General features: G+C 43.6%; 22 protein-coding genes. 14 read left to right on the top strand and 8 right to left on the bottom strand.

Translation table 11 applies throughout. The features are described from left to right. Positions 1–173: 173 nt before the first annotated feature. Both R7Z77_RS15040 and R7Z77_RS15035 read right to left on the bottom strand, forming a co-directional pair. Positions 174–656, bottom strand: coding sequence for a hypothetical protein (locus R7Z77_RS15040; protein WP_017635276.1), 483 nt, complete (start codon positions 654–656; stop codon positions 174–176). A 14-nt stretch (positions 657–670) separates the two neighbouring features. Continuing rightward, positions 671–1204, bottom strand: coding sequence for a nicotinate-nicotinamide nucleotide adenylyltransferase (locus tag R7Z77_RS15035; protein WP_005375300.1), 534 nt, complete (start codon positions 1202–1204; stop codon positions 671–673). A 178-nt stretch (positions 1205–1382) separates the two neighbouring features. On the opposite strand from R7Z77_RS15035, the gene nadE reads away from it, so the two are divergent. Next, positions 1383–2213, top strand: a complete 831-nt coding sequence (gene nadE, locus R7Z77_RS15030) for an ammonia-dependent NAD(+) synthetase (protein WP_213967614.1) — start codon at positions 1383–1385, stop codon at positions 2211–2213. Positions 2214–2313: 100 nt separating this feature from the next. Here the strand turns inward: nadE and R7Z77_RS15025 are convergent, their stop codons facing one another. Further along, positions 2314–4131 carry a hybrid-cluster NAD(P)-dependent oxidoreductase gene (locus tag R7Z77_RS15025; protein WP_054701811.1) on the bottom strand — a complete coding sequence of 606 codons (1818 nt, stop codon included), beginning with the start codon at positions 4129–4131 and terminating at the stop codon, positions 2314–2316. A 267-nt stretch (positions 4132–4398) separates the two neighbouring features. Here R7Z77_RS15025 and R7Z77_RS15020 point away from each other — a divergent pair, with 267 nt between their 5' ends. Then, complete coding sequence (locus tag R7Z77_RS15020) at positions 4399–4563, top strand: YqaE/Pmp3 family membrane protein (RefSeq protein WP_005375297.1); 165 nt, start codon at positions 4399–4401, stop codon at positions 4561–4563. A gap of 155 nt (positions 4564–4718) precedes the next feature. Beyond that, positions 4719–5747, top strand: coding sequence for a dihydroorotase (gene pyrC / locus R7Z77_RS15015; RefSeq protein WP_064354886.1), 1029 nt, complete (start codon positions 4719–4721; stop codon positions 5745–5747). Between the two features lie 95 nt (positions 5748–5842). On the opposite strand, the gene R7Z77_RS15010 is transcribed toward pyrC, so the two are convergent. Continuing rightward, a complete protein-coding gene (locus tag R7Z77_RS15010; RefSeq protein ID WP_062730918.1) occupies positions 5843–6748 on the bottom strand; it encodes a DUF808 domain-containing protein in 906 nt (301 codons plus the stop codon). Between the two features lie 172 nt (positions 6749–6920). Between R7Z77_RS15010 and R7Z77_RS15005 the strand changes: the two genes are divergently transcribed. The 7 genes from R7Z77_RS15005 to R7Z77_RS14975 all read left to right on the top strand — a co-directional run bounded on the left by R7Z77_RS15005 (position 6921) and on the right by R7Z77_RS14975 (position 17356). Further along, positions 6921–7841 (top strand): M14 family metallocarboxypeptidase, encoded by a 921-nt coding sequence (locus R7Z77_RS15005; RefSeq protein WP_064354887.1) that lies wholly within the window; start codon positions 6921–6923, stop codon positions 7839–7841. 760 nt (positions 7842–8601) lie between these two features. Next, the gene (locus tag R7Z77_RS15000) at positions 8602–9546 is read left to right on the top strand and encodes an ABC transporter permease (RefSeq protein ID WP_033906772.1); all 945 of its coding nucleotides are present in this window, start codon (positions 8602–8604) and stop codon (positions 9544–9546) included. Further along, a complete protein-coding gene (locus R7Z77_RS14995; protein ID WP_085569337.1) occupies positions 9543–10496 on the top strand; it encodes an iron chelate uptake ABC transporter family permease subunit in 954 nt (317 codons plus the stop codon). The genes R7Z77_RS15000 and R7Z77_RS14995 overlap by 4 nt, the downstream gene beginning before the upstream one ends. Before the next feature lie 53 nt (positions 10497–10549). Continuing rightward, complete coding sequence (locus R7Z77_RS14990; protein ID WP_169628857.1) at positions 10550–11518, top strand: siderophore ABC transporter substrate-binding protein; 969 nt, start codon at positions 10550–10552, stop codon at positions 11516–11518. Between the two features lie 94 nt (positions 11519–11612). Further along, positions 11613–13793 carry a TonB-dependent receptor gene (locus R7Z77_RS14985; RefSeq protein ID WP_005375288.1) on the top strand — a complete coding sequence of 727 codons (2181 nt, stop codon included), beginning with the start codon at positions 11613–11615 and terminating at the stop codon, positions 13791–13793. 264 nt (positions 13794–14057) lie between these two features. Continuing rightward, on the top strand, positions 14058–15668 hold the full coding sequence (locus tag R7Z77_RS14980) for an ATP-binding cassette domain-containing protein (RefSeq protein WP_064354890.1): 1611 nt from the start codon (positions 14058–14060) through the stop codon (positions 15666–15668). After that, on the top strand, positions 15665–17356 hold the full coding sequence (locus R7Z77_RS14975) for an ABC transporter ATP-binding protein (RefSeq protein WP_064354891.1): 1692 nt from the start codon (positions 15665–15667) through the stop codon (positions 17354–17356). The genes R7Z77_RS14980 and R7Z77_RS14975 overlap by 4 nt, the downstream gene beginning before the upstream one ends. Positions 17357–17559: 203 nt before the next feature. Here the strand turns inward: R7Z77_RS14975 and R7Z77_RS14970 are convergent, their stop codons facing one another. After that, positions 17560–18348: an AraC family transcriptional regulator gene (locus R7Z77_RS14970; RefSeq protein WP_025768515.1), complete on the bottom strand. Its 789-nt coding sequence runs from the start codon at positions 18346–18348 to the stop codon at positions 17560–17562. 98 nt (positions 18349–18446) lie between these two features. Here R7Z77_RS14970 and R7Z77_RS14965 point away from each other — a divergent pair, with 98 nt between their 5' ends. The 3 genes from R7Z77_RS14965 (at position 18447) to R7Z77_RS14955 (ending at position 20400) form a co-directional block, all read left to right on the top strand. Next, entirely contained in the window at positions 18447–19352 is a 906-nt protein-coding gene (locus R7Z77_RS14965) for a DMT family transporter (protein ID WP_017821248.1), read from the top strand. Between the two features lie 145 nt (positions 19353–19497). Further along, positions 19498–19983 (top strand): acyl-CoA thioesterase, encoded by a 486-nt coding sequence (locus tag R7Z77_RS14960; protein ID WP_005375279.1) that lies wholly within the window; start codon positions 19498–19500, stop codon positions 19981–19983. Between the two features lie 171 nt (positions 19984–20154). Next, on the top strand, positions 20155–20400 hold the full coding sequence (locus R7Z77_RS14955; protein WP_005375277.1) for a hypothetical protein: 246 nt from the start codon (positions 20155–20157) through the stop codon (positions 20398–20400). Positions 20401–20767: 367 nt separating this feature from the next. Here the strand turns inward: R7Z77_RS14955 and malG are convergent, their stop codons facing one another. The 3 genes from malG to malE all read right to left on the bottom strand — a co-directional run bounded on the left by malG (position 20768) and on the right by malE (position 24503). Then, positions 20768–21658, bottom strand: coding sequence for a maltose ABC transporter permease MalG (gene malG, locus R7Z77_RS14950; RefSeq protein ID WP_005375275.1), 891 nt, complete (start codon positions 21656–21658; stop codon positions 20768–20770). Positions 21659–21670: 12 nt separating this feature from the next. Beyond that, entirely contained in the window at positions 21671–23245 is a 1575-nt protein-coding gene (gene malF, locus R7Z77_RS14945) for a maltose ABC transporter permease MalF (protein WP_005375273.1), read from the bottom strand. Positions 23246–23324: 79 nt separating this feature from the next. Next, positions 23325–24503, bottom strand: a complete 1179-nt coding sequence (gene malE, locus R7Z77_RS14940) for a maltose/maltodextrin ABC transporter substrate-binding protein MalE (protein WP_005375272.1) — start codon at positions 24501–24503, stop codon at positions 23325–23327. Positions 24504–25175: 672 nt separating this feature from the next. Between malE and malK the strand changes: the two genes are divergently transcribed. Then, positions 25176–26294, top strand: coding sequence for a maltose/maltodextrin ABC transporter ATP-binding protein MalK (gene malK / locus R7Z77_RS14935; RefSeq protein WP_005375271.1), 1119 nt, complete (start codon positions 25176–25178; stop codon positions 26292–26294). The last annotated feature ends 291 nt before the right edge of the window (positions 26295–26585 follow it).

Raw genomic sequence — 26585 nt, 5'->3', positions numbered from 1 at the left:
CTACAGTGAGTTTAAAAGCGAGGGAGTAATCGCGCTGAGTTCTTTTAGTTGTTGATTTCATAACACTCTCCAATTTTGGGGGGGAAAGTGTCAACCTTATTTAGGACGGCACAATTAAAACAAAAAGGGCGTACATTGATAATGTACGCCCTTTTTTCATTTGCTTGAGATGCCTAGAAAGGTACTTCTATCTGCATCATCCAGTCAGCGTCATAATATTCGTGCCAACGATAATCAAACCGCATTCTTGGCTGTCCGTCGGATTTATCACCAAAACCAACGCTGAACATCAACCCGTGACTACGAAGCCACTCTTCTGTATCCATTTTACTCTCTTCGTCTCGAAGCTCTTCCGGCATCCAAAAACCAAGACCAAAGTAATTCTTTTCTAAGTTTTGAGTTAGAAGTGGGGTGTCTTCCGGCTTAATCGCCCACTCCTCCCAATAGTTTTCTGTTGGTCCTTCAAGCTTCGCTTCCGCTGCATACCAAATCAATGCTTCAGTACTTAACACGCCGATGGAATCTAAAATTTCTTCACAGATTGGAAGCGTGTTATCTTCAAACACCACGGAACGATCAGAAAAATAGTTACACGCGGAATGAGCTTGTGTCACCACAAGCAGCGCACATGCACTAAATAAAACTACTCTGACCATGAAAATCTGACCTCTCAGTTCCCAGACAATGTTTCTCTGTATAAGCCTTTACTAAGTAATAAATCACGTACGGAAGGTGTTGTATAGGCGCCGATCTCTTCACCCTCGGCCAATGCTTTGCGAATATCTGTGCTTCTGACTTTTACTTTTTCAGGACATGCCATAACAGTCCAACGTTCCGTAATCTCTTCGGCTCTACTAAATTTAGCAAATTTGAAGAAATTATCAGGACCAATGACAAAAGTTATATCGGCAGTTGGGTAAATTTCTTGAATTTTTTCTAACAACGCATAGGTCGTCACACTTTGTCCAGGTTGGTATAAAGCTTGCTCTGCATCAGAACGCTGAACATTAGAAAGCCCCATATCCTTGATGAACGCGTCAACCATTTTGCACCGAGTTGGGTAATCAAGCATGTTCTTGCCCCAAGCGTGTGCAATGCTTGGCTCAAGTAACACAAGATCAAAGTGGCTCAAAGACTCAATAACACTTTTATGCCCTAAACTAGGTGGGTTAAATGCACTACCAAAAATGGCGATTTTTTTCATATCCGGTGATTACCTGGTTGAAGAGAGTTTTCTAATCTGATGATTTCGGTATGATACTACTAATCTTTACAGCTTTTGACCCTAAAGTCGCGTTTAATGAGCCTCAACTGTATGGTTTATCACCATTTGAGCAAATGTGCTTTAGAGTCTGAAATATTTGCAGGAAAAGGAACCCTAAATGGAACAATCCATCCGTGACGAAATGCGCGTACTCCCTTCAATTGATCCGCATTTTGAAATTGAACGCCGTGTCGCTTTTATTAAGCGTAAATTGCAAGAAGCGGGCTGTAAGTCTCTTGTTCTTGGCATCAGCGGTGGCGTTGACTCAACGACATGTGGTCGTTTAGCTCAGTTGGCTGTAGACCAGCTGAACGAAGAAGCGGGCAACAATAGCTACCAATTTATCGCAGTTCGCCTGCCTTATGGGGAGCAAAAAGATGAAGATGAGGCTCAGCTCGCTCTGTCTTTTATCCAGCCAACCCATTCTGTATCGGTGAACATCAAAGCAGGTGTTGACGGGCTTCATTCGGCTTCTCACGTTGCATTAGAAGGCACAGATCTTCTACCAACTGATGCAGCAAAAGTCGACTTCGTAAAAGGCAATTTAAAAGCGCGTGCTCGCATGGTTGCTCAATACGAGATCGCGGGCTACGTAGGCGGCCTTGTTCTTGGTACTGATCACTCAGCAGAAAACATCACTGGTTTCTACACTAAATTTGGTGATGGCGCTTGTGACATGGCACCATTGTTCGGATTAAGTAAGCGCCAAGTTCGTGAAGTGGCTGCTACATTGGGTGCACCTGAGCAACTAGTGAAGAAAGTGCCAACAGCAGACTTAGAAGAGCTTGCTCCACAAAAAGCAGATGAAGATGCCCTAAGCTTAACTTACGAGCAAATCGACGATTTCTTAGAGGGCAAACCCGTTCCACAGCAAGTGAGTGACCGTCTGGTAGCGATTTACAAAGCAACGCAGCACAAACGCCAGCCAATCCCGACGATTTACGACTAAGCGATATTTTCAGCTCTCTTTAAAACTCAAAACGCTGCTAAAAATAGCAGCGTTTTTTTGTCTAGGAACAGTTTTTATCGAAGGACAAAGACGTTCTCGCCTAGTTGGTTACTGTTACGTCCGTCTCTGGCACAGCACAACACGCCAATACGGTTCCCATTGCACGTTCCTCATCAGTCAACGCGGGCACGTCCGGATGATGTACTTGACCCGACGTAAGCTGAACCTTACACGCGCCACATAAGCCAGCACGACAGCTATTGCTGATGACCTTCCCAGCATCTTCGAGCTGATCTAACAACGTTTTTTGGTTGTTGCCTACGACTTTAGTTCCATTAAAGTCAATAGCGAGACTTTTCTCTGGCTTTGACGTAAGAGAAGAAACTCCAAACGCTTCTTGATGGTAGTTTTCCTCTGGCAGCCCTTTTCTTAGTAGAAGACTTTTTGCTTTATCCATAAAGCCATCCGGGCCACACACAAACACCTGCCGCTGTTCAACATCTTTGATTTGCTTAATGTGTGACAAACTTAAACGCCCTTTCAAACCAAACCAATCAACAGCAGGTTGCGTTAAACAGACTTTTACTTCTAGCCCTGGGTGCTCACGCTTTAACTGCTCCAACTCTGAGCGACAAGGAATATCATTTTCGGTCCGACATTGATGGTAGAAAACCACGTTCTCCAACTGATTATGATCCGCTAAGTAACGTACCATCGATAGCATTGGTGTTACTCCGCTACCCGCAGAGAGTAACAATAGAGGCTGCGCTTCATGCGTTTTTAGGTGGAACTGGCCATCAGGTTGTTCTGCCTCTAAAACATCACCGACTTGTAAGTTGTCTAAGAGTGAGTTAGAGACTCTTCCACCCGCGATACGCTTTACAGAAATAGCATAACGACCCGGACGAGAAGGACTGGATGATAAGGTATAGCGTCGACCCACTTTCTTACCATCAATATTCACCTCTATTGGTAGGTGTTGTCCTGGCAAGTAATTAGGCAACGAACCTTTGTTTGGCTCTAACCATAAGGTCACAAAGTCTTGGGCAATTTCTTCACGCTCAACACATGTAAGCTTCATGCGCACTGGCGAGTTATCTGCGTAAAACTCCGGCTCTTTGTACTCCAATACTTCAACTTTATCGCCTTGACGAATAATGCCTTCATTTCGCGCGACAAGATTCTGGCCAAAGAACACACCACCGACATCGTTTGCACGGAACTGTTGCAAGGTTTTGAGCGGCTCTTTGCTCTCACGGAATGTGCCTCTTTGGGTATTCACCGTAGTCAGGATACAGCGCTCGCAAGGTTTGAGAGACTCAAACTCTACCTCACCGATTCGTATGCGCTTCCATGAATCTTCTTCAAATGGCTTAGTATCAGAGACAACTAAGTTAGTACGAAACTGATCCATTGAGTGTAGCTCTGAACTTCTTCGGTTCAGCTCATCAAGTGAAGCTTGGCTGATCACTAAAACCGGATAACCATCAGCAAAACTGACGTTTTGACCTAGCTTTTCACGGACACGATTCGATTGCTCACCACTAAACAACAACTCAACGCGTTGCCCCAACACACGACTAAACCAGTCATCTGCATCATCTGTCGTGGTATAGGCAGTAAATGTATCTTTCCAAACCGTTGCAGGTGTCTCCTGCATTTTGAAATCTTGGTAACGGATTTTAAGTGGCTCCATACCCAAACTACTAAACACCACTCCATCGGACAATAAGGCAGACTTAATGGTTACCATTTGCGGATACTTTCGCGCAGTGATCATCGAGCCATCAGCTTTCGCAATCATAAAGCGGCGATCGAAGCTCAATCCTTGTTTCTCAACCCATACGGACGACAGCGATAATCCGCCAACTGACTTAACCGGAAAAACATTAATTTGGGATAAAACGGGTTGCGACATGGCCTTCTTCCTACGGGTGTTTTTTATTTGTTGCGGTATTGTATACTCAAATCACATTAAGTTGCAGAGTCTACTGCCTCTTCATCCATCGCAACTTTCTCGAAACCATATTCTTATAAATTTGGTTTTAGTGACAAGTATTTACTACACTCAACATTCGCGTTTTTTAACACCGTTCTGACCAAATACCGTTTGATAAAGTGTGATACGACACACATAATTCACCCAAGTTATCACTACTCCCATTTATCGATTTGGAGCTTAATTATGGATACAAGAAAACTGGTTCTGATTTTGTTATGTATCTTTCTTCCGCCTGTCGCGGTGTTTATGGAGAAAGGTCTAAATAAAGACTTTTTGATTAATCTAATATTGACGTGTTTCTTCTTTCTACCAGGTACGATCCACGCGCTTTGGTTAACAATGAAGTAACCACTTACACTCTCACTCTTTATAAAATTGAAAAATGGGATGAAATATGAGGGCAATTCCTCTATCATCCTGTCGCCTAAGCGCAAGCGTTTGCTCAAAAGCAAATACGGCGCTTAGGCTCCAATCAGACAACTTTTCAATGGTGGGAGCAATTAATGACAACACTGACTATCACTCGTCCTGACGACTGGCACGTTCACTTACGCGATGGGGAAGTTCTTAAAGACACCGTTCGCGACATCAGCCGCTACAATGGCCGTGCGCTGATTATGCCAAATACCGTCCCACCTGTTACTACAACTGAGCTCGCCCTAGCCTACCGTGACCGAATTATTAAAGAGCAACATGGCGAACAGTTTGAGCCTTTAATGGCGCTTTACCTTACAGATAACACGACACCAGATGAAATACGTAAGGCTAAAGCAACCGGACACATTGTTGCTGCCAAGCTTTATCCTGCAGGCGCTACCACAAACTCAGATTCCGGTGTGACCAATGCGAAAAACATTTATCACGTTTTAGAAGCAATGGAAGAAGTAGGAATGTTACTTTTGGTTCATGGGGAGGTAACACATCACGATATTGATATATTCGACCGAGAAAAAGAATTCCTTGATACCGTCCTCGCTCCTATCGTCAATGACTTCCCTAATCTTAAAATCGTTCTAGAACATATCACCACCGCCGACGCAGCAAACTTCGTTAGCAACGCCTCAGACAACGTAGCGGCTACCATCACTGCCCACCACCTTCTTTTCAACCGTAACCACATGCTTGTGGGTGGTATTAAACCTCATTTCTACTGTTTGCCAATTCTTAAGCGCGGAACCCACCAGCAAGCGCTGATCGAAGCAGCAACTAGTGGTAGCAAGAAGTTTTTCCTAGGTACAGACTCAGCGCCACATGCGAAAGGGGCAAAAGAATCGGCTTGCGGTTGTGCTGGTTCTTACACTGCACACGCAGCGCTAGAGCTTTATGCAGAAGTCTTCGAAAAAGAAGGCAAGTTGGAAAACTTGGAAGCTTTCGCAAGCTTCAACGGTCCTGATTTTTACGGCATTGCACGTAACACAGATACGGTAACGTTAGAAAAATCCGCTTGGGATGTGCCAGAAACGATGCCATTTGGCAATGATATCGTTGTGCCTATTCGAGCAAATGAACAGATCGAGTGGAAAGTGAAGTAAGTACTTTACTGACGTTTCACCTATAAAACAGGGTCATGCTTTTTGTAAAAAGAAGTCATGACCCTTGTTACTATCGTCTCATGTTTTAGATGTGATTATTGACCACGAAGCTTTTCAACCATCGTCCATACCGCAACCACAACTAACCCTGCCACAAAGCCGATAATACCGTTCAATAAAATAGGCAAAATGGCTGTAGCAACCGAATGGCCACTAAAGTTCATAATAATCGGCTCTACAAAGTGATGAATGGCTGGCACGTTGTGCACCACAATTCCTCCACCCACCAAAAACATCGCAGCAGTTCCTACAATGGTTAACAACTTCATCAACTTTGGTGCAAAAGCGACCAAGGCCCCTCCGACTTTCGCCACCCAACCTTTACCGTTTGAGCGACTTTCAAGGTAAAGGCCTAAATCATCTAGCTTCACAATCCCAGCGACTAGTCCATAAACCCCAACCGTCATAATCACTGCAATTAAACTGACAACTAAAATTTGCGTAACAAGACTGGCTCCTGTCACGGTACCTAACGCAATCACGATGATTTCTGCGGAAAGGATAAAGTCTGTTCGAATTGCACCAGAAACTTTACGCCTTTCATACTCTTCTATCGACTCGCCAGTATTAACTAGCTCCTCTTTTTCTTCGTGCGGATGCGAGTGAGGAAACACTTTCTCAAGCACTTTCTCTGCCCCTTCAAAGCAGAGAAATAAGCCGCCAATTAGCAATAATGGCATGATAAGCCATGGAATAATCGCGCTAATAAGTAAAGCTGAAGGAACTAAAATCAATTTATTTTTGAATGAGCCTTTTGCAACCGCCCAAACTACTGGAATCTCTCGCTCAGATGCAACACCAGACACTTGTTGAGCGTTTAACGCTAGATCATCTCCCAACACACCTGCGGTTTTCTTTGCCGCCATTTTTGACATTAAGGCGACATCATCAAGCACCGTGGCAATATCGTCCAACAGTGTGAGTAAACTTGCTCCAGCCATTTTTGGTCTCTTATATGAAATTGAGTAAGTAACAAAATGTAACACCAATGAATCACTCATCAAAGTGATGATTTTGCAAAGAATACCACCCCAAATGGTGTTTTATATTGCCGTAAAGATAAGACGGGTCTAGTCTTGTGATACCTTTCAGCAGTCAAAAGAAAAAGTATAGATGAAAAGTGGATACATTTACCCGATCGGTACTCCTGGCCAACCTTGGACCGAAGAAGAACGTAAAGCTTGGTTAGCAACGCAAGAAGTAAAACGTAGCTACCAAGATGAAGTCGTCAGTAAAATCGATGCCCTACGCGGGCATTTTGATGTTGAACAATATGGTGCGCTCTCATACAACGAGGCACGCTTCCCTCTGTTTTGTATCAAAACACGCAATTGGGATTCAACTAAACCTGTTGTGTTGGTCACAGGCGGCGTGCACGGTTACGAAACCAGCGGTGTACATGGCGCATTAAAGTTTGTAGAAACGGAAGCAGAGCGCTATGCAGAGCATTTCAATATTGTCGTTGCCCCCTGCGTAAGCCCTTGGGGTTACGAGGTGATCAACCGCTGGAATCCAAACGCGATTGATCCAAACCGCTCTTTCTATAAGAATAGTCCTGCCGAAGAATCCGCTAACCTCATAAAGCTAGTTGCAACTTTAGGCGATGTGTTAATGCACATTGATCTACATGAAACGACAGATTCTGACGAAACTGAGTTCCGTCCAGCCTTAGCTGCTCGTGATGGTATTGAGTACATTGAAGGTATGATCCCAGATGGCTTTTACACGGTGGGAGATAGTGAAAACCCTCAGCCTGACTTCCAAAAAGCGGTCATTGAGTCAGTTGCAAAAGTGACTCACATTGCACCAGCAGATGAAAACGGCGAAATCATTGGTTCACCCGTCGTACAGTTTGGCGTTATCAACTACCCAATGGTAAAACTGGGCCTGTGTGGCGGCGTAACAAATTGCGTTTACGGCACGACAACGGAAGTGTACCCAGACAGCCCAACGGTGACCGACGAAGAATGCAACGATGCGCAAGTTGCAGCCGTAGTTGGTGGTTTGAATTACGTACTAAGTAAGCTCGAATAACACAGGTTAACAATAAAGCAACTGACGATGTCTTTGAATTGTGAATCAGCTTTACTTTGCTCCAAAAGCAAGTTGAGACATTAATCCGCTAGTTTATTAGAAATTACCGCATTAACATCGCTAACACTGAAGATGCGAAGCATCACGACTTTATGACGCTATTTTAATGCGGTATCTAATAAATCCTAAAATACAAATGACATCTAGACATCATCGTCACTACTAACTCCTCTTCCTGAACAAACTATCGTCATACCATTTAAATCAAACCTCAACCAACGAGCTTCTGAAGCGAAAAACATCCTTAAACAATAAGAAAGCTTAATGCTCTTTGGCTTTATTTTTTAATCACTTACCCAAAAGCACATGCATTAGCCATTGCCTTGTTTTTATACGCGATTGATCTTTTTAGAGAAACACATATGAACCTCATTGCTTAACCGAAAAAACAAAGATATAATGAAAATAATTATCATTTGTATTTTAATTTTAAATCGAGAACCTCTTTCTCTTTGCATTGAAAGCGGCACTTTTCTTTTGCTAGTTAATCCAGTTTTAAAGCCAAATCAGCACGTTGAATTTTTAGGTATGGCCTAGTGATACTTTGAGGGCTGGATTGTGACCTTAATGTTTATAAAAAATAACTTGGTTATGTTTTGTTGGAATTTAGAACCTATATGCGAATAGATATTCATTATTCGTATTCCATCCCCAAGTCATAAGTTAAGAGAAACTCACTTTATTTTGGGGCAGATTCTGTATGAGTATTCACGTAGTAAGCCTGTTTTTTATACTGTGCTTAACTTCAATTTTCGTCGGCGCAAACCAACTAGATTGGTCGTTATTGCTGACCATGGATGACAAAGCTTGGCTACCGATTACTGCTAGCAGATTACCAAGGCTAATCGCACTAATTCTTACCGGATCTGGTCTCGCAATATGTGGTGTTATTCTTCAACATATTGTTAGAAATCGTTTTGTTGAGCCGGGCACCACAGGCGGTATCGATGCGGCAAAGCTCGGTATTTTGGTATCTATCGTCATGCTTCCATCCTCAGACAAGCTTGAACGTATGCTCTTCGCTGTACTATTTTGCTTCGCCGCTGGCCTTATCTACATTGCCATCGTACGAAAAATTAAATTCAGTAACTCTGCGTTAATACCTGTGATTGGGCTTATGTTTGGTAGTGTACTAAGTGCTATAGCGGAGTTTTATGCTTATCAAAACAACATCTTACAGAGTATGTCCGGTTGGTTAATGGGAGATTTCTCCAAAGTGGTCCAAGAACACTATGAAATAATTTTCTTGATTTTACCCATCACCCTACTGACTTACTTATATGCACATAAGTTTACTGTGATGGGAATGGGCGAAGATGTTGCGTCCAACTTAGGAATTAATATTGCGTTCACTGCCGCCTTGGGTCTAATGCTAGTTTCCGTGACAGTTGCTATAACAGTGGTGACCGTAGGTGCCATTCATTTTATCGGTTTAGTCATACCTAACCTAGTCGCACTAAAATATGGCGATCACCTTAAAAACACCCTACCAATCGTTGCACTAGGCGGCGCTTCGTTACTTATTTTTTGCGATGTCATAGGCAGAGTTGTTGCCTTTCCTTTTGAAGTCCCAATTGGATTAACAGCCAGTGCTATCGGGGGAGTCATGTTTCTTGTGTTTCTTTTGAAAGGAGCACGAGTATGAGATCACATTACTCAAACATGCGAGTGAGCATTATACTCGTTTGCATACTGTCTATCGCCTTTATCTTTACAAGCTCTGGGTGGGATTTTGATTACGTCATCCCTAAGAGGCTGATTAAACTTGGTGCCATAGTTATTGGGGGCAGCTGCGTGGCCATCTCTGCTGTTATTTTCCAAGCTTTAGCTGGTAATCGTATTCTTACGCCATCCATTATGGGATATGAGTCGGTTTATCTGGTTTGGCAAACCCTACTCTTATTACTAGGGGGCACTTCTGGCATTGCTACATTAGGTGTTGTCGGTAATTTCGCTGTCTCTGCAATACTCATTCTGTTGTATTCCTTAGCGATTCAATCTTGGGTACTCAATAGATTTAAACATGACATGCACCAAGTTCTGCTGATTGGCTTTGTTTTGACAATGGTGCTGACAACTCTTGCTCAATTTATCCAGCTCAGAATAAGCCCTGGAGAATTCTCTATCCTTCAAGGGCTCAGCTATACCTCGTTTGAGCGAGCGAAACCTTCTACGTTACTTTTTTCCAGTATTGCGTTAAGCGTTTTGGCACTCTTTGCTAACAGATGGTCACGCGAGCTAGATGTGATAGGTCTAGGTCGAGACCAAGCGATGTCATTAGGACTAAATGATAAGCAATATGTACCAAAGTTCTTTGCTGTAATCGCCATTTTAGTAGCAATTTCGACGAGCTTGATTGGCCCAACGGCTTTTATGGGAATTTTTATTGCCAATATTGCTTATTCCATTACTAGCGCACCGAACTACAGACACATATTGCTCGTTGCTTGTGCTATTGCAATTGTCATGTTCTTGTCTGGTCAACTTCTGGTAGAGCACTTATTTAACTTTAAAACCACCGTCTCTATTTTGGTGAATGTCCTTTGTGGGGGATATTTCCTAGCCATCACGATAAGAACAAGAAGCCACATATGAAAACTGTTACTCGCCTGTTTAAAGACAACTCACTGACAAAAAGGAAATACCCCATGTTTAAGAGCCCCCTACGTTTGAGTATCGCGCTTGCTTGCTGCGCTCTAGGAACCTTATCAGGTTGCGAGCCGGAAATAATTAAAATTGAAGATACTCAGCCATTAGAAAAGCTCATCGTGATTGAACACAATCTCGGAGCAACTACTATTTCTCATCGCCCTCAACGAGTGGCAGCATTAGATATGAACGAAGTGGACTTTTTAGATCAGCTAAATGTTCCAATCTCAGGAATGGTGAAAGACTTTGTTCCTCACTTTCTAGCGAAATACAAAGACACACCTGAGATAGCGGATCTTGGTGCGATAGTTCAGCCTAATATGGAAAAGATCTATGCCCTAAAACCAGATCTCGTATTGATGACTCCGCTACATGCGAATCAGTATGAAGAACTCTCTCAACTCGCTCCGACTTTACATTTTGACATCAACTACCGTAATAGTCGTGACCATCACGTCGATACCATTAAGAAACACCTTGTAGAGCTTGGTGAGATCTTTGAAAAGCAGGAGCTAGCCCAACAGAAAGTTGCCGAAATCGATGCAAAAGTCGCAGAAGTGCGCGCTGTTACGAAAGAGCGTTCTGAAAAAGCTTTGGTTGTCATGCATAACAATGGTGCTTTCAGCTCATTTGGCGTTGAGTCTCGTTATGGCTTCGTTTTCGATGTTCTGGGGGTAAAACCAGCGAGTGAAAAAGTGGAGACAGGTTTGCATGGTCAGCCAATTTCTAGCGAGTTCATTAGCCAAGCTGATCCAGACATTCTTTACATCATTGATCGAACAGCAGTAATGGAAGGAAAGCCTGTCATTGATGCGGAACACTTAGCAAACCCGCTACTCCGTCAAACCAAAGCATGGAAAAACGACAACGTCGTTTTTGTTGATGTCGATGCTTGGTACATCACTTCAGCAAGCATCACATCTCTGAAAATCATAATTGATGACATCCTAAAAGGTTACCAAAGCTAAATCTAATAACAATGAGTTGGATCTTAAGTAATTCAACACTCAACCGACGTCAGAACGGATGTGAGCTAGCCCAAACAAAGAAAAGGAATCTATAATGACTCATGACTATCATCAGATAGCGATGGACTCTTCACAGAAAAACAAACCAAGCCCGTGTCATATCGCCCTCTTTATTTCACTTCAATTTAGTACTTTTGTCGTACCAATTAGTATCGCTCAAGCTGAAGAAGTCGTAGATGAATCAATGACAGTTTATGGTGAAGCAAACAGAGTTTATGCCGCTGGCAAAGTTTCTCACGCGAGTAATATGGGAATGCTTGGCGACAAAAACTTCATGGAAACGCCTTTCAATACGATTGGATACACAGAAAAACACATTCAAGACCAACAAGCACGCGATATCTCAGATGTAATCTCAGCTTCTGATCCCTCTGTTTTCACCAGCGGTGAAACCGGCTTAAACAAAGAAAGTTTCAAAGTAAGAGGTTTCAACTCAGACATTAGCGACGTTATGTTTAATGGATTGTATGGTATCGCTCCTTATTACCGAACCTCTCCTGAAATGTATCAACGTATTGATGTACTTAAAGGTCCTGCTTCTTTGCTCAACGGTATGCCACCGAATGGATCTGTTGGTGGCACCATCAACTTAGTGACAAAAAGAGCACAAGAAACACCAATCACATCTTTCACCGGCAGCTACTTATCGGACACTCAATTCGGAGGACATATCGATATTGGACGTCGCTTTGGTACAAATGAAGAATTTGGTATTCGTTTCAACGGTGCATTTAAAGATGGAGACACCGCGATAAACAACCAAAGCAAAAAAACTCAACTTGCATCATTAAGCCTTGATTGGCGTAATGACATTGCTTTCCTTGAAGCAGATTTTTACTACAGTACAGAGCGAGTTGAAGGTGCAAACCGTGGGTTAAGCATCGCTTCTGGTCTCAAAATCCCATCACCTCCTCCATCTGACACATTATTGACGCCAAGTTGGGCCTACAATGATAGCGAAGATAAAGGGATGATGATTCGCGGGGAGCTAAACGTTAGTGACTCTGTAACTGTATACAGCGCATTGGGTGGTAGCCGTACAGATTTTCATTCAAATGTACCGCAACGAATCAAAATCATCGATAACGAGGGTAACCTAGAGGTATCTCTCGGATCAGTTAAGCTTGAGAACAAACGAACTTCAGGTGAGATAGGTGTTCGTAGCAACTTTGACATTGGCCCAGTAGAACACCACCTTGTACTGAATAGTACTTACTTTAGAGAAGATAAAAATGATTCTCCAACAGGTAATAATAATCCAGCCCCTTGGAACTCGAATATTTATGATCCTGTTTGGGGACCAGAAAATTCAGTTTACGACAACTACTATGGTTTACCTGTCGATTCAACTCAGGTCAGCTATGGCATTGCCGATACGTTATCTTTTGTTGATGGGAAATATCAAATCACGCTCGGCTTGCGTTACCAGAGCATTGATTATGAATCTGGAATAATAATGAACGGAATGTCGCTTCCTACCACCAAGTTTAAGGAAAGTACTTACACTCCCGCACTTGCAGCATTATACAAAGTTTCGAGCTCAGTTTCGCTTTATGGTAACTACACCGAAGGCTTAACGAATGGGAAAACAGCAGGCTCTAGCGCCGCAAACGCAGGAGAGGCTTTTGAACCCCAAAAAACCAAACAGACTGAAGCAGGCGTGAAGCTTGACCTGGACGGCTTTGCTCATACGTTCAGTTTATTTGAGATTAAAAAGCCAAATGGGTACCAAGATCCGGATACCAACATTTTTTCTTTCGGTGGTGAACAGCGCAATCGCGGTATTGAATGGGGGTTCTACGGCACACTATCAAAGGACTATACGCTCATCGGTGGTATCGCCTATACAGATGCAGAGATTACAAAAGCAACAGATGTGACAGAGGAGGGGAAACAAGCAACTAAGCTACCCGATTTACAAGCTAAACTCGCATTAGAATGGAACCTCCCTGCGATGCGTGATCTCACGCTTATCGGCCAAGCGAACTATATGTCTGAACAGTACATTGATGCACAAAACACTCAGGCATTACCTGCACAGACTATTCTTGATCTTGGCGCACGCTACAACTCAAAAATTGCTGAAACAAGCGTGGTTTGGCGCCTTAGCGTAAACAATGTCCTGGATGAAGATTACTGGACAACCACCCACTATGCGGACCTAGCTCTAGGCGCACCACGCACAGTGATGCTGTCAGCTACTGCGGATTTCTAATCCCTCCACCTCCCCTTTAGCCTGCCTTCTAAGGGGGACTTACTCCCATTTGGCTGTTCATGAAAATTCACAACAAATCAAAGGAAGTACTCATCTTCAACATTCAAGCAGACAAAGAGCTCGCAACACCTACGGCCAAAGTTAATTCAAAACATAATCCATCAACGTCCACTTCCATAGGCTTTATATGAAAAACGATAAGAGCTCAATATGCTCTACCACGTTCTCCTTATTTTCGCTTGATAGGCTAGATAAGGTGACAATATGATAAGTAAAATCAGCCAACATTACGTTACGCCTAGCTTAATGCCAGCCTTAAAGCCATCGATTAAGAAGCTTGCTTTGGGAACGTTTTGTGAAGCACTTGCCGCTGTGGCAAAAGTTGGTGCACTGCTATGCTTGATAAACCTTATCGATAAATTTGCAAACCAATGGATTTACGGTGCCATAGGACTTTGGGCGGCTAGCGCACTTGCCTCATCAGTGGGCTCGTGGTTAGTTCATGATGCCGAGTCGCAGTTTTCCACTCGATTACGTCGCCAAGTTGCTCAGCACTTGACGCGCTTGCCAAGCAAGACCATCTCTCAATATGGTGATAATCAACTGCGTCGCATAGTTTCCGAAGACATCGGCACGCTTCACCACATGGTTGCGCATTTGCCTTCAGAACTCGTGACATTCATTGTCGTACCCGCAACTTCTATTTTTATCATGTTGAATCTCACAGGTCCGGTAGCGATGCTTACTCTGCTCCCTGGTCTAATTGCATCATTGTACTACCTACTCTTTTTACCTAGGTTCGCCGCTAAACATGGCAAAGAGCGCATGACAATAATGGGTGATATCGTTACCGCAGTAAACGACTACACAAGAGGTATCCGAGTAAATCGAATTTACGGCACGCAAGCAGGAGCACTCGACAGCTATAATGATGCCACAAGACGCTTTACTCACGGCATAGTGAAATGGGTTGGTAGCGTTGCCCTTCCAGCAGCAATTGCTACCGCATTACTTCAAGCGGTTTCGACTTTCGCAATGGCCTATACCATTGGCTATGAATTAAGTCCCGTGGCAATGGCGTCGCTATTCTTTTTTGGTTTGGCCGTCGTATCACCCGCACTGAAGCTTGGCCATGGATTGGACTACGTTAACGCAGGAAAGAATGCTGCAAAGAACATCAGCGACTTTTTACAGCAACCACAAATAGAAAGTGGCAGTTTGAGCGCGGGAGAAAAACCGCTATCACTACAAGCATCAAATATCGTAGTGGCTAATGGAACTGTTAATATTATTGATAACTTCTCCCACTACTTCCCACGGGGTTCATTTACAGCCATCATGGGGCCTAGCGGAGCAGGCAAAAGTACGTTACTACGTCTATTAGCAGGTCAAGAAACACCTCTTTCAGGCTTCGTTACCTTAGGAGGCAATCAACTGTCTAAACTCTCTGAGATATCCCGATACTCCGCCATACGCTATGTACCCCAAGATATCGGTGTACTCAAAACTACCATTAGGCAGAATTTGAAACTATCAACGCCAAGTTCAAGTGACGACGAGCTGAACCAAGCTTTGCAACAAGCTCAATTAAAGATTGACCTCAATTCTGATGCAAGCGTGCTTTCAGGAGGCGAGCAACAACGTGTCGCAATAGCTAACACATTTCTAACTCAAGCCAACGTTCTATTACTGGATGAACCAACCAGTGCTCTCGATAAAAATACGGCCTTCACTGTGATCAGAAATCTCGCGAAGTTTGCGAAAACACAAGACAAGATATTGATCATAATTACTCACGACTCAGAACTCGCGAAACTTGCAGACACTACATTGATGCTCAACAGAAAGGCTCAACGACAGGATGAAGAAGTATGACGGCTCACAATACCCTCTATTCCAATTCGACAATTCCACAAAGTGCAAAGCACCGTCTATATCGAGTCGCTATAGGTTGGGGACTAGTTGCATTATTTGAGGCAACGGCTTACACATTTCTTGCAATATCTATTGTCGAACAAGCTTCACCATTGAACGTCATAATAGCTGCTGTTCTAACTGTGATAGTTACCGTTATTGTAACTCGTTCTGGATTTCTCTCTGGTGCGAAACTGGCTGGGGATCTTTATTCATCAGTAGGTCATTCGCTCAGTAAAGCAAAGTTAGCTTGGTTTAATGATCAGCATAGAACTCAGCTCACTCAACTAGCAGAACGAGGAATACCTGGCTTTATAGCCATTCCTGCTCATCAGCTACAAACATTTTTACACGCTCCAATGTTACCCATATTTTTAATTATCGGTATTGGGGTCGTTGGAGGAGGTGAAATTGCACTACTCAGTGCCGTACTGTTACTAGTTGCACTGCTCGTTCAGTACAAGGCGCAAAGATACCTAAGTCGCTCAGATAGCGACCGACATGACGCAGAGCTTCAAGCGACTAAATCAACACTTGAGCTCATAGATCACCTTGAGTTACTTCGCTCAACAGCGGGGCCTGAGCGCTCAATCGAGCGTATTGAACAGAGTTGGCACGCACAAGAAGAAGCTCATTCAACTATTAATCGTAACGCTTCTATCGCAACCTTAGTATCAGGATTGGCAACGATTTTACCCCTTGCAGGTATCGCCATCTATCTCGTCTTAGAGCCGATTACTCAACCCTTATTAGTCTTGGCTTTATTGATATTGATTACCCGTGCAGCTGCACCTTTGGGTGAACTCGCGTTGGCAGGCTTTGCGATTAACGACGTAAAATCCTCAATTAAAAATTACGCTCAGTTAACGAATGTCCCTGTTCTGCCTGAGCCTAATCCTCAATTTGCAACCTCCCCCAAAAACCATAAGTTCGAACTGAACCTTGTGGGCCATTTAGATCTCTTTGAAGATGCTAGCACGGAGATCAAACAAGGTGATACCGTCGTCATCAATGGAGTCAGTGGCAGTGGCAAAAGCACTTTACTGGGCCTGTTTCTAAGGTTTGATGATCCTGACCAAGGTCTTATTTCGCTCGGAGGGATAGATCTAAAGAATATCCCTTATGACGTGCTCACCCAGCATATAGCCTATGTTGCTCAAGAACCGGTCATTTTTACTGGCACATTGGCGGATAACATTCGGTTAGGTAATCCCAATGCAAGTGATTATGAAGTTGAGAGCTTTGCAAGACACGCACAATTGGACAAACTTATTGACTCATCTCCTAAAGGAATACATCAAACAGTAGGACAAAGAGGCTCAGGGTTGTCAGGAGGTGAAAGACAGAGAGTCGCAATTGCGCGAGCTCTCATTAAAAAGGCGCCAATCCTCATTTTCGACGAAGCGACGGCAGCATTAGACGAAGCAACCGAAAAAAGTATTGCTCAACATATTCAAACATTGAACTCGACCGTGATTATTGTGACGCATCGCGATCAGAATATATGGTCACCCACATTGGAACTCACGATTGAGGGTAGAAGAGTTATAGTTGCACAGTACAACTCTACTTCCTTGAAAAGTAGGGACAAATTGGCGGCTGAAGAAACTAATAACAATCAATACTTAAATCTAAGCGGTGTCAATTGAGTTTTTTGTCACTTTAGCACATTGTATCATCTAAAGAATCTTACAGGCATGTTGTAAAGCAATAATAATAAAGCGAATTCTCAAGGTTATAATTCTGACTCAATCTGACACAAGATAGACGTAAGTCTTTCCAATACCATCAGCTTTTCGAGTCGGTCATCATACAGCGCATTGTCAATTTTTTTAAAATAGACTCTACACTTTTACAACAATCGATTCTTGTATTGCTCCGGTGTCATGCCGGAGTATTTCTTGAACATCGCGATAAAAGGGCTAGCTTGGTTATAACCTAACGTCAGAGCGACTTCTTTTACGGTCTGCCCTTTACGCAGCAACTCCATAGAATGTAAATATCGCACACGTAAGCGCCACTCAGTAAAGCTCATGCCCAACTCACTCTGGCAATGTCTCGCTAACGTGCGTTCTGTAGTATGCACTTTTGCCGCCCACTCCGCCAAACTAATTTCATCGGTTGGCGATTCTTCTACTGCTTTTAAGATTGGCTGAAGATATTTGTTGTCGGTTGTCGGTAAAAAGTGATGTTCCACTTCTTGTTTCGCCAGTTGATCCAACAACACTCGCACCAAGCGTTTGTCTTCATCGCTCTGCGCGACGTTAATGTCACGCTGACGAAAGTCCTCAATGATGGCAGAAACGATGGGGGTGACTTTGATTAAACTGGTTTTGGTTGGAAAATGCGCCGTCAATTCAGGGGCAATGTTCAAAGAACAATATTCGATTGGCTTACGGTTGTAGCTAGTGTGACGAACTCCGGCGGGAACCCAAATAGCAAGATGTGGAGGTGCTAGAAATCTTGTGTCTTCTGCATCCATCTCCAGAATCCCACCGCTGATCAGTTGCACTTGCCCCCAAGGGTGGCTATGAATTCGTGTTTCTGTATTAGAGAGAAACGCTTCGAAATTCATAAATACATCTGATGGCGCACGATCGATTGATAAGGAGGGGTGAAGATTTCTGGCGCTCTTTTTCAAAATTGTCTTCCTATCGCTTACGATGTCTTTTAAGAGATACTTTTTATTATAAAGACCTGCCAGACTAGCGCCATCAATAATTGTGCTATAGGGTTCTCATGATTTATTTACTTCCGTTTTTCACCGTTATGATTTGGGGTGGTAACTCAATTGTGAACAAGATGGCTGCGAGCGCCATTGAACCAAGTGCGATGAGTTTCTACCGTTGGTTTGTCGCAATGGTACTCCTAACGCCATTTTGCCTGCCTGCAATCATCAAACAACGACACATTATTCGACCTTACTTAGCTAAGTTGGCGTTTCTTGCGTTACTTGGTATGGTTCTCAACCAGTCACTTGGATACTATGCCGGTTTAACAACAACGGCCTCTAATATGGCCCTGATCACCTCTTTAGTTCCTTTGATCAGTGTGTTTTTAAGTGTCCCATTGCTCGGTAAATCTATATCAATGTTAAGTATCGTCGGTGGTGTCATTTCGCTCGGCGGCTTGGCATTTATGCTTGGTCACGGTGATATCACTTACTTTTTACATCAAGACTTAACGCAAGGTGACAGCTTAATGCTCGTTGCTGCCATGGTATACGCGGCTTATTGTGTTCTGCTAAAACGCTGGAAAATGCCATTCAGTAGTTTGACTCTGGTTTACATGCAGGGCTTCTTTTCTGTTTTGATGCTCACACCACTTTGGCTCTCTAGTGAGCAACTGTTACCAAGCCAAGACGCGCTACCATTAATCGCTTATGCTGGTATTGCTGCTTCCATTTTCGCGCCGCTGATGTGGGTCAAAGCGATTGATTCAATTGGTGCTGATTCAAGTGCTATGTTCATGAACCTAATGCCTGTGGTTTCCGTCATACTTGCTTCAACACTAATTGGTGAGAAAATTTACGCTTACCACATTATTGGTGGGTTGTTAGTCATCTCTGGCGTTATCTTGTCGCAAATAAAAGTAAGACAGAGAAAACCATTATCCAATTCTGAGATTGCCTCTACCGCCAATTAACATCTACACCCCAAGCCACAGAACTACGCTGTGGCTTGTCACTTCCAGCGTTCGAATAAAAGTTAATATTTTGTTTCATTCGCTATTCCCGAAAATTCATCTTGCTGCTAAATTGGGAAAACAATAACCCATCAAGGAAAGACAGATGAGCAGTGGTCAAAGAGACATTACCCTTCGCTTTTTAGCAGAACCCAGCGATGTAAATTTTGGCGGAAAAGTGCACGGCGGCGCCGTAATGAAATGGATCGACTTGGCAGCGTACGCCTGCTCTGCAGCGTGGAGTGGTAAATATTGCATTACCGCATATGCTGGCGGCATTCGGTTTGTTGCGCCGATTCATGTCGGCAACTTAGTCGAAGTTAGCGCGAAAGTCATTTATACCGGACGAAGCTCAATGCACATTGCGATTGACGTGCAAGCTAGTGATCCAAAGCAAATGAAAAACAGACTCACCACTCACTGTATCGTTATCATGGTTGCTGTAGATGAAAACGGAAAACCAACCGATGTACCGAAATGGATTCCAGAGTCAGATGAAGACAAAGCCTTAGAGCAATCCGCTATCCGTCTTATGAACATGCGTAAAGAGATTGGGGAAGAAATGGAAGCACACGTTAAATATCTCAAGTAACTGGCATCCGTTAAGAACGCTATTAAGTACCTCAACGTTACCTAGACCCAGAGTGTGGAGCAACATCATGGTTTTGCCATTTGTTTCACGCTCGCCCTTCTCTGTCATAAATCCTTCACCTAGCTTTGCTTAAATCCATCCATTATTTTAGAGTTGGATAGAGTTTGGATCTTGAGACTAAAAGAAACGACCTTAAGTGAAGAGACGTTGACCAATTTAAAAGCGGTCGAGTACCAGTGGGTGAGAACCATGTACGTCGAGGGGTATAACGAAACAGAAATTAATCATTACATTCAAACTTGCTTTGGCGGTGACGTTACCTTTGCTAATCTATTTCGTCGCGTCGCACTGCAGCAAGAAAGTTTGTACACGCTGCTTCAATACGTTGGATGCGCACCTTCCAGCCGAGAGTTTTAATCTCTTCCTTCCCTACCTCAATTTAGCTTTTTACTAAGCTCTAGTTATTTATGTGAAGTGCTACGCAGGGCATTATTCAAGCCCTGTGTAATCCATTGCAAAGCCGCTAGTCTCTGTCTACTTATTGCAAAATTGCCTTTAACAGGCATAAAAAAACCTGAGTCTAAACTCAGGTTATGGTTACAAAAACTGTTAGTGATTGAATCGTAAGGAACTAAGCTAACAGCCAGCTATGCGTAACGCCAATAAAAGCCAAGATATTACTGATCGGCGGCCAAGCCAAAAGTGTAATATCCGTGCTAAGTATAAGGGCGACCATGTGGTCGCCCTTTTCTAGTTATTCTTATCAATCTCAGACCACAAGAGATTATCCTTTCACACCACCAGCGGTTAGACCACCAACCAACCAGCGCTGCGCAAGTAAGAATACGGCAGTGATTGGCACTGCTGAAAGTACAGCAGCTGCGGCAAAGTCACCCCACAAGTAGTTTTGTGGATATAGGTATTGCTGCATACCCACTGCAAGTGTGTACGAGTCTACATCAGAAAGCAGTAGTGACGCTACAGGAACTTCACCAATTACCATGATGAACGACAATATGAAGACTACCGCTAGGATTGGCACAGACAGTGGCAGCAATACCAAACGGAATGCTTGCCATGGTGTAGCACCATCAAGAGCCGCTGCTTCTTCTAGAGACGAGTCAATACTTTCGAAGTAGCCTTTAATGGTCCAAACGTGCAGTGCGATACCGCCTAAGTAAGCGAAGATCAGACCGCCATGCGTGTTCAGACCAAGGAAAGGAATGTACTGACCCAGTTTGTCGAACAACGCGTACAGAGCAACCAGTGCCAACACCGCAGGGAACATCTGGAAGATCATCATCGCTTTAAGAATGGTGTTCTTACCTTTGAACTTCATACGAGCAAACGCGTAAGCCGATGTGGTTGATAGCGCCACGATTAGGATTGCAGAAATACCACCCACTTTTACCGAGTTCCACAGCCATGTCATTACTGGGAATGGTGGCGGTGTAACTGTACCGTCTGGATTAGTCACCGAGAAACCTAATGCCAATTTCCAGTGATCAAGTGTTGGGTTGTCTGGGATCAGGCTACCCGTTGCAAAGTTACCTTCACGGAATGAAATCGCGATGATCATCAGCAAAGGGAAAATAATCAGTGCCAAGAATGCCCACATTGCAATATGAGTAGCCCAAACACGATACTTTAATGACTTACCTTGTACCATTGCCATTGTAATTTCTCCTTAGTCCTGAGCTACTTTAGTTACGCGTAGGTTGATAAGTGCCAATGCGCCAACCAATAGGAAGATAAGCGTTGCTACCGCACTTGCTAGGCCGAAGTCTTGACCGCCAGCACCTTCGAATGCGATTCGGTAGGTGTAACTTACTAGTAGGTCGGTGTAACCCGCAGGCTCTGATGTACCAATCATATTTGGACCACCGCCAGTCAACAACTGGATAAGTACGAAGTTGTTGAAGTTAAATGCAAAACTCGCGATCAACAATGGTGTTAATGGCTTCAACATCATTGGTAGTGTGATACGTGTAAAGTTCGTGACAAAGTTCGCACCATCAATTGCTGATGCTTCATATAAATCGTCTGGAATCGCTTTTAGTAAGCCCATACACAAAATCATCATGTAAGGGAAACCAAGCCAAGTGTTCACAATTAAGATCATGGTTTTCGCCATGAACGGATCAGAGAACCAAGCCGGGCTAATGCCGAACAAGCCTTCCAACAACATGTTGATCTCACCAAAGCTTTGGTTAAACAAACCTTTAAAGATCAAGATAGAAATAAACGCCGGAACTGCATAAGGCAGGATTAGCAACAAACGGTAAACTGAGCGACCTTTAAGTGCTTCCCACTGAACCACACTGGCAAGGACAAGACCAATAACAAGCGTAAACAATACGGTTAGCGCAGAGAAAACAATGGTCCAGATAAAGATACTGATAAACGGCTCTTTGATACCATCATCTTTCCAAACACGCTCAAAATTGTGGGTACCAATGTTCACCACGAAACCTGGTGACACTGTGCTACCAACAAATTGACCGTTTTCATCGACAGGCTGGTAGTAACCTACTTCCATATTTGGACGTAGCGTTTCTTCAGTCCGGTTGTTGTAAAGCGTTTCACCATCTTCTTGTAATGTGTACAAAGGTACAACTGCAGCAAATTTGCGCAGCCCACTCATGCGGATATCATCACCACTTGGCAAATGTAAATCGACACTGCTCAACGCACTGCGGTTCTTAACAATCGCCTTGATTGATTCTTTTTCACCCGTTACTTCTTCAATTGGTGAAAGATCAAACTCCGATGCTGAAAGGTTATCAAGCTGAAAAGTCGGGCTTGCAAGTAGCTCACCATCTTTTTCAACCACAAGTTGATGGCCTTGCTCCGTTTTATACAAAGTGAACGGGTAGCTATCACCACTTTGGTAAGTTCGGTCCAAAAGTACGTTCTGAGCGCGATCAAAAGAGAGTTGGTTCTTCGCGCTATAGTTGGTAAACGCCAAACCTATGGTGTACGCCAAAGGGAAAAGAATGAAAAGGATCATCCCTGCTATACCAGGGTAGATGTAACGGTGTGCGTACGTCTTTTTACTACCAAAGATGAACAACGCTAAAGCGGTAAGAATGAGCGTAAGTAGTGCAAACGCAATCTCACCGCGAGAATACATAAGGATTGTTGCGTAGCCATTGATGATGCCGACTGTGCCTAAAAGTGACCATTTCATGAACACTTTTTTGCTGCTCGGAAGGCTGGCTTCTGGTGCTGTCATAGCATTTGTACCTTGAACTGACTGCATAGGGAACCTGCTAGCGAATATAGAATAAATATAGAAAAGTAAGGAGGAGTTGCCCCCTCCTTAAAAAGGTCTTACTTAATTATTTAGTCATTTGTTTTTCTGCATCTGCAAGAGCTGCATCGACAGTTTGACGACCGTCAACTACGTTGATGATTGCGTTCTTAGCCGCACCCCAGAATGCGTTCATTTGAGGGATATTTGGCATGATTTCGCCGTTCATCGCATTGTCCATTGTTGCTGCGATACGAGTATCTGAATCAAGCTCACGTTGGAACGAGTTAAGTGCTACCGCACCTAGAGGCTTATCGTTGTTAACCATACGTAGGCCATCGTTTGTTAGTAGGTAGTTCTCAATGAACTCAACTGCTAGGTCTTTGTTTGGAGACGCAGTGCTGATACCAGCCGTTAGAACACCAACGAATGGCTTAGAAGATTGACCTTGGAACTTAGGTAGCGTAGTCACGCCGTAGTTAACGCCAGACTTCTCAATGTTGCCCCAAGACCATGGACCGTTAATCGTCATCGCTGTTTTGCCTTGGTTGAACGCAGACTCAGACACGGAGTAATCCATATCCGCAGAGATTACGCCTTTATCAACTAAGCCTTTTACGAAGCTCATTGCGTCTTTAACACCTTCTTTCGCGATACCAGCGTCTTTAACATCGTAACCTTCAGAAGTGTATTTGAACGCGTAGCCGCCATCAGCCGCCATTAATGGCCAAGTGAAGTACGGTTCTTTTAGGTTCCACATGATTGCAGACTTGCCGTCTTTTTTAAGTTTTGCATCTAATGCTGCAACCTCTTCCCAAGACTTTGGTGGGTTTGGAACTAGGTCTTTGTTGTAGATTAGAGATAGAGACTCAACCGCAACTGGATAGCCGATCAATTTGCCGTCGTAACGTACTGCATCCCAAGCGAAATCAACGATACCTTCTTGAATATTCTTAGAAGGTTTAATTTCTGCTAGCAGGCCAGCTTCTGCGTAACCACCGAAACGGTCGTGAGCCCAGAATACGATATCAGGACCGTCGCCAGTCGCTGCAGTTTGAGGGAATTTGTCTTGAAGGCCATCTGGGTGAGCCACAGTCACTTTAATGCCGGTGTCTTCTTCAAATTTCTTACCAACTTCAGCAAGGCCGTTGTAGCCTTTATCACCGTTGATCCAGATAGTAAGTTGTCCTTCTTCGATGGCAGCATTAGCACCAAAAGAACCCAAAGCAACAAGAGTACCTAGTGCTACAGCGCTTAACTTTTTCATGTTCGTATCCTTTTTATATTTTTGATGTAGGGCTAGTCCATTGAGGTTCAGCCGTATTTCGACATATATCATCTGAAATAATCCAATATGTCTCATCCTCCTAATCCCTACGCCCTTACAATTATGACGTATTTTCGTGATCTAAATCGCCAAGGGTAAGAGACTCAAATCACAAAATGGATAGTTCCTGTGATCGGTTTCAACTTTAGGTGGTGCAATAATGTGATTTCCGACCAACTGCTTTCTTCCTCCTCCTTTTTTACTCCTCCCTTTCTACTCCCCCTACAATTATTTCTATTAGGAGGATGTCGCACTACGCACAATCTTAGAAACTGCAGTCATCCAAGAGTGGATGGTAAGAACCCTTTCCCAGCAGTGCCTACGTATTAGGAAAAAGATTTGCTGGTTTTGCATTGCCAGACGAGTGGAATGTCATTATTAGTGTTGTTTGTGGTAATTATTTCACGGGGGAGACAATACGAATAATGTGGGGGAGAGAAACTCGTACTTGGCTATGATGGGTAGCACTTCTATTTAGGACATTTTATTGAAGTGCTACCCTACTTTTCTTACCAACCGCAAGAACTTACCGATTCCTACTGTTACTGCTCGCTAGATAATTCATATAATGATGAGCGGTGAATAATAAAAAATTGATCGAGGACGAGCTACATGGCGAGTGTCACGTTAAAAAATGTTTGTAAAGCGTATGGCGACGTACTGATTTCTAAGAACGTAGACCTAACAATCAACGAAGGTGAATTTGTTGTTTTCGTAGGTCCATCAGGTTGTGGTAAATCTACCCTTTTACGTTGTATTGCCGGTCTTGAAGACATTACTTCAGGTGATTTGTATATTGGTGACCAGCGCATGAATGACGTCGAACCATCCAAACGTGGTGTTGGTATGGTATTCCAGTCTTACGCTCTTTACCCGCACCTTAACTTATATGACAACATGTCATTTGGCTTGAAACTAGCAAAAGCAGACAAAGCAGAAATCGACAAGCGTGTTGAACAAGCAGCAGAAATCCTACAACTAGGCCACTTGCTTGAGCGCCAACCAAAAGCACTTTCTGGTGGACAGCGTCAACGTGTGGCGATTGGCCGAACATTGGTATCGCAGCCAAATGTATTCCTTCTAGACGAGCCACTATCAAACTTGGATGCGGCACTGCGTGTAAACATGCGTGCACAAATCACGAAACTTCAGCGCCAACTTGGTTGTACCATGATCTACGTCACGCACGATCAGGTAGAAGCGATGACAATGGCAGATAAAATCGTTGTACTAGACGGCGGTTATGTATCGCAAGTTGGTAAGCCGCTTGAGCTTTACCATTACCCACAAAACCGCTTTGTAGCTGGCTTTATCGGTTCTCCGAAAATGAACTTCATGAGCGTATTCATTGATGAAGTAGAAGCAGAGCGCGTCAAAGTTCAACTATCTAACGGCGTATCTTTCTGGATTCCGGTGGATGGTACAACAGTTAACCGCGGCGACCGAATGTCTTTAGGCATTCGCCCTGAGCACCTATTATCCGCTTCTGAAGCTGATGCAAGTATTCACGGTGAAGTGATGATTGTTGAGAAGCTAGGTAACGAAACTCAAGTATACCTAAATCTAGAAGGCGCGGACGCCGACGTTATTTTCCGTCAGCCGGACACGCTTGCAGTCGACACTGGCGATAAAATCGAGATCGGTATTCCAGCTCATCGTTGTCACCTGTTCCACAGTGATGGTCGCGCATGCCGCCGCCTATACAAAGAAAACGGCGTAGAAGTCGAATAGTTCATTCGTCCTTACTCAAAAATCCCTCTCACTTGAGAGGGATTTTTTTATCTTAATAAATATCAGCAATTCGATACTAAATCATTAATCGTGAACGAATCAAATCACCCGTTTCTTCTACCCTCACATAAACCATTGTCTTTGTACTGATACTTCATTTTTAATACTTTTCCTCATCCCTCATAAGTAAGTACCAGCTTTTTCCTAACCCGCCAAACTTAGCCAAAGGGCTAAATATCATTCTTATTTCCACTTACCTCAACAACGCAAATTTTTACACTTATCAACGAA

This window comes from Vibrio sp. 1401 (assembly GCF_033340295.1).
The sequence above is the reverse complement of the archived record's forward strand: the minus strand, read 5'-3'. Positions and strand labels throughout refer to the sequence as shown.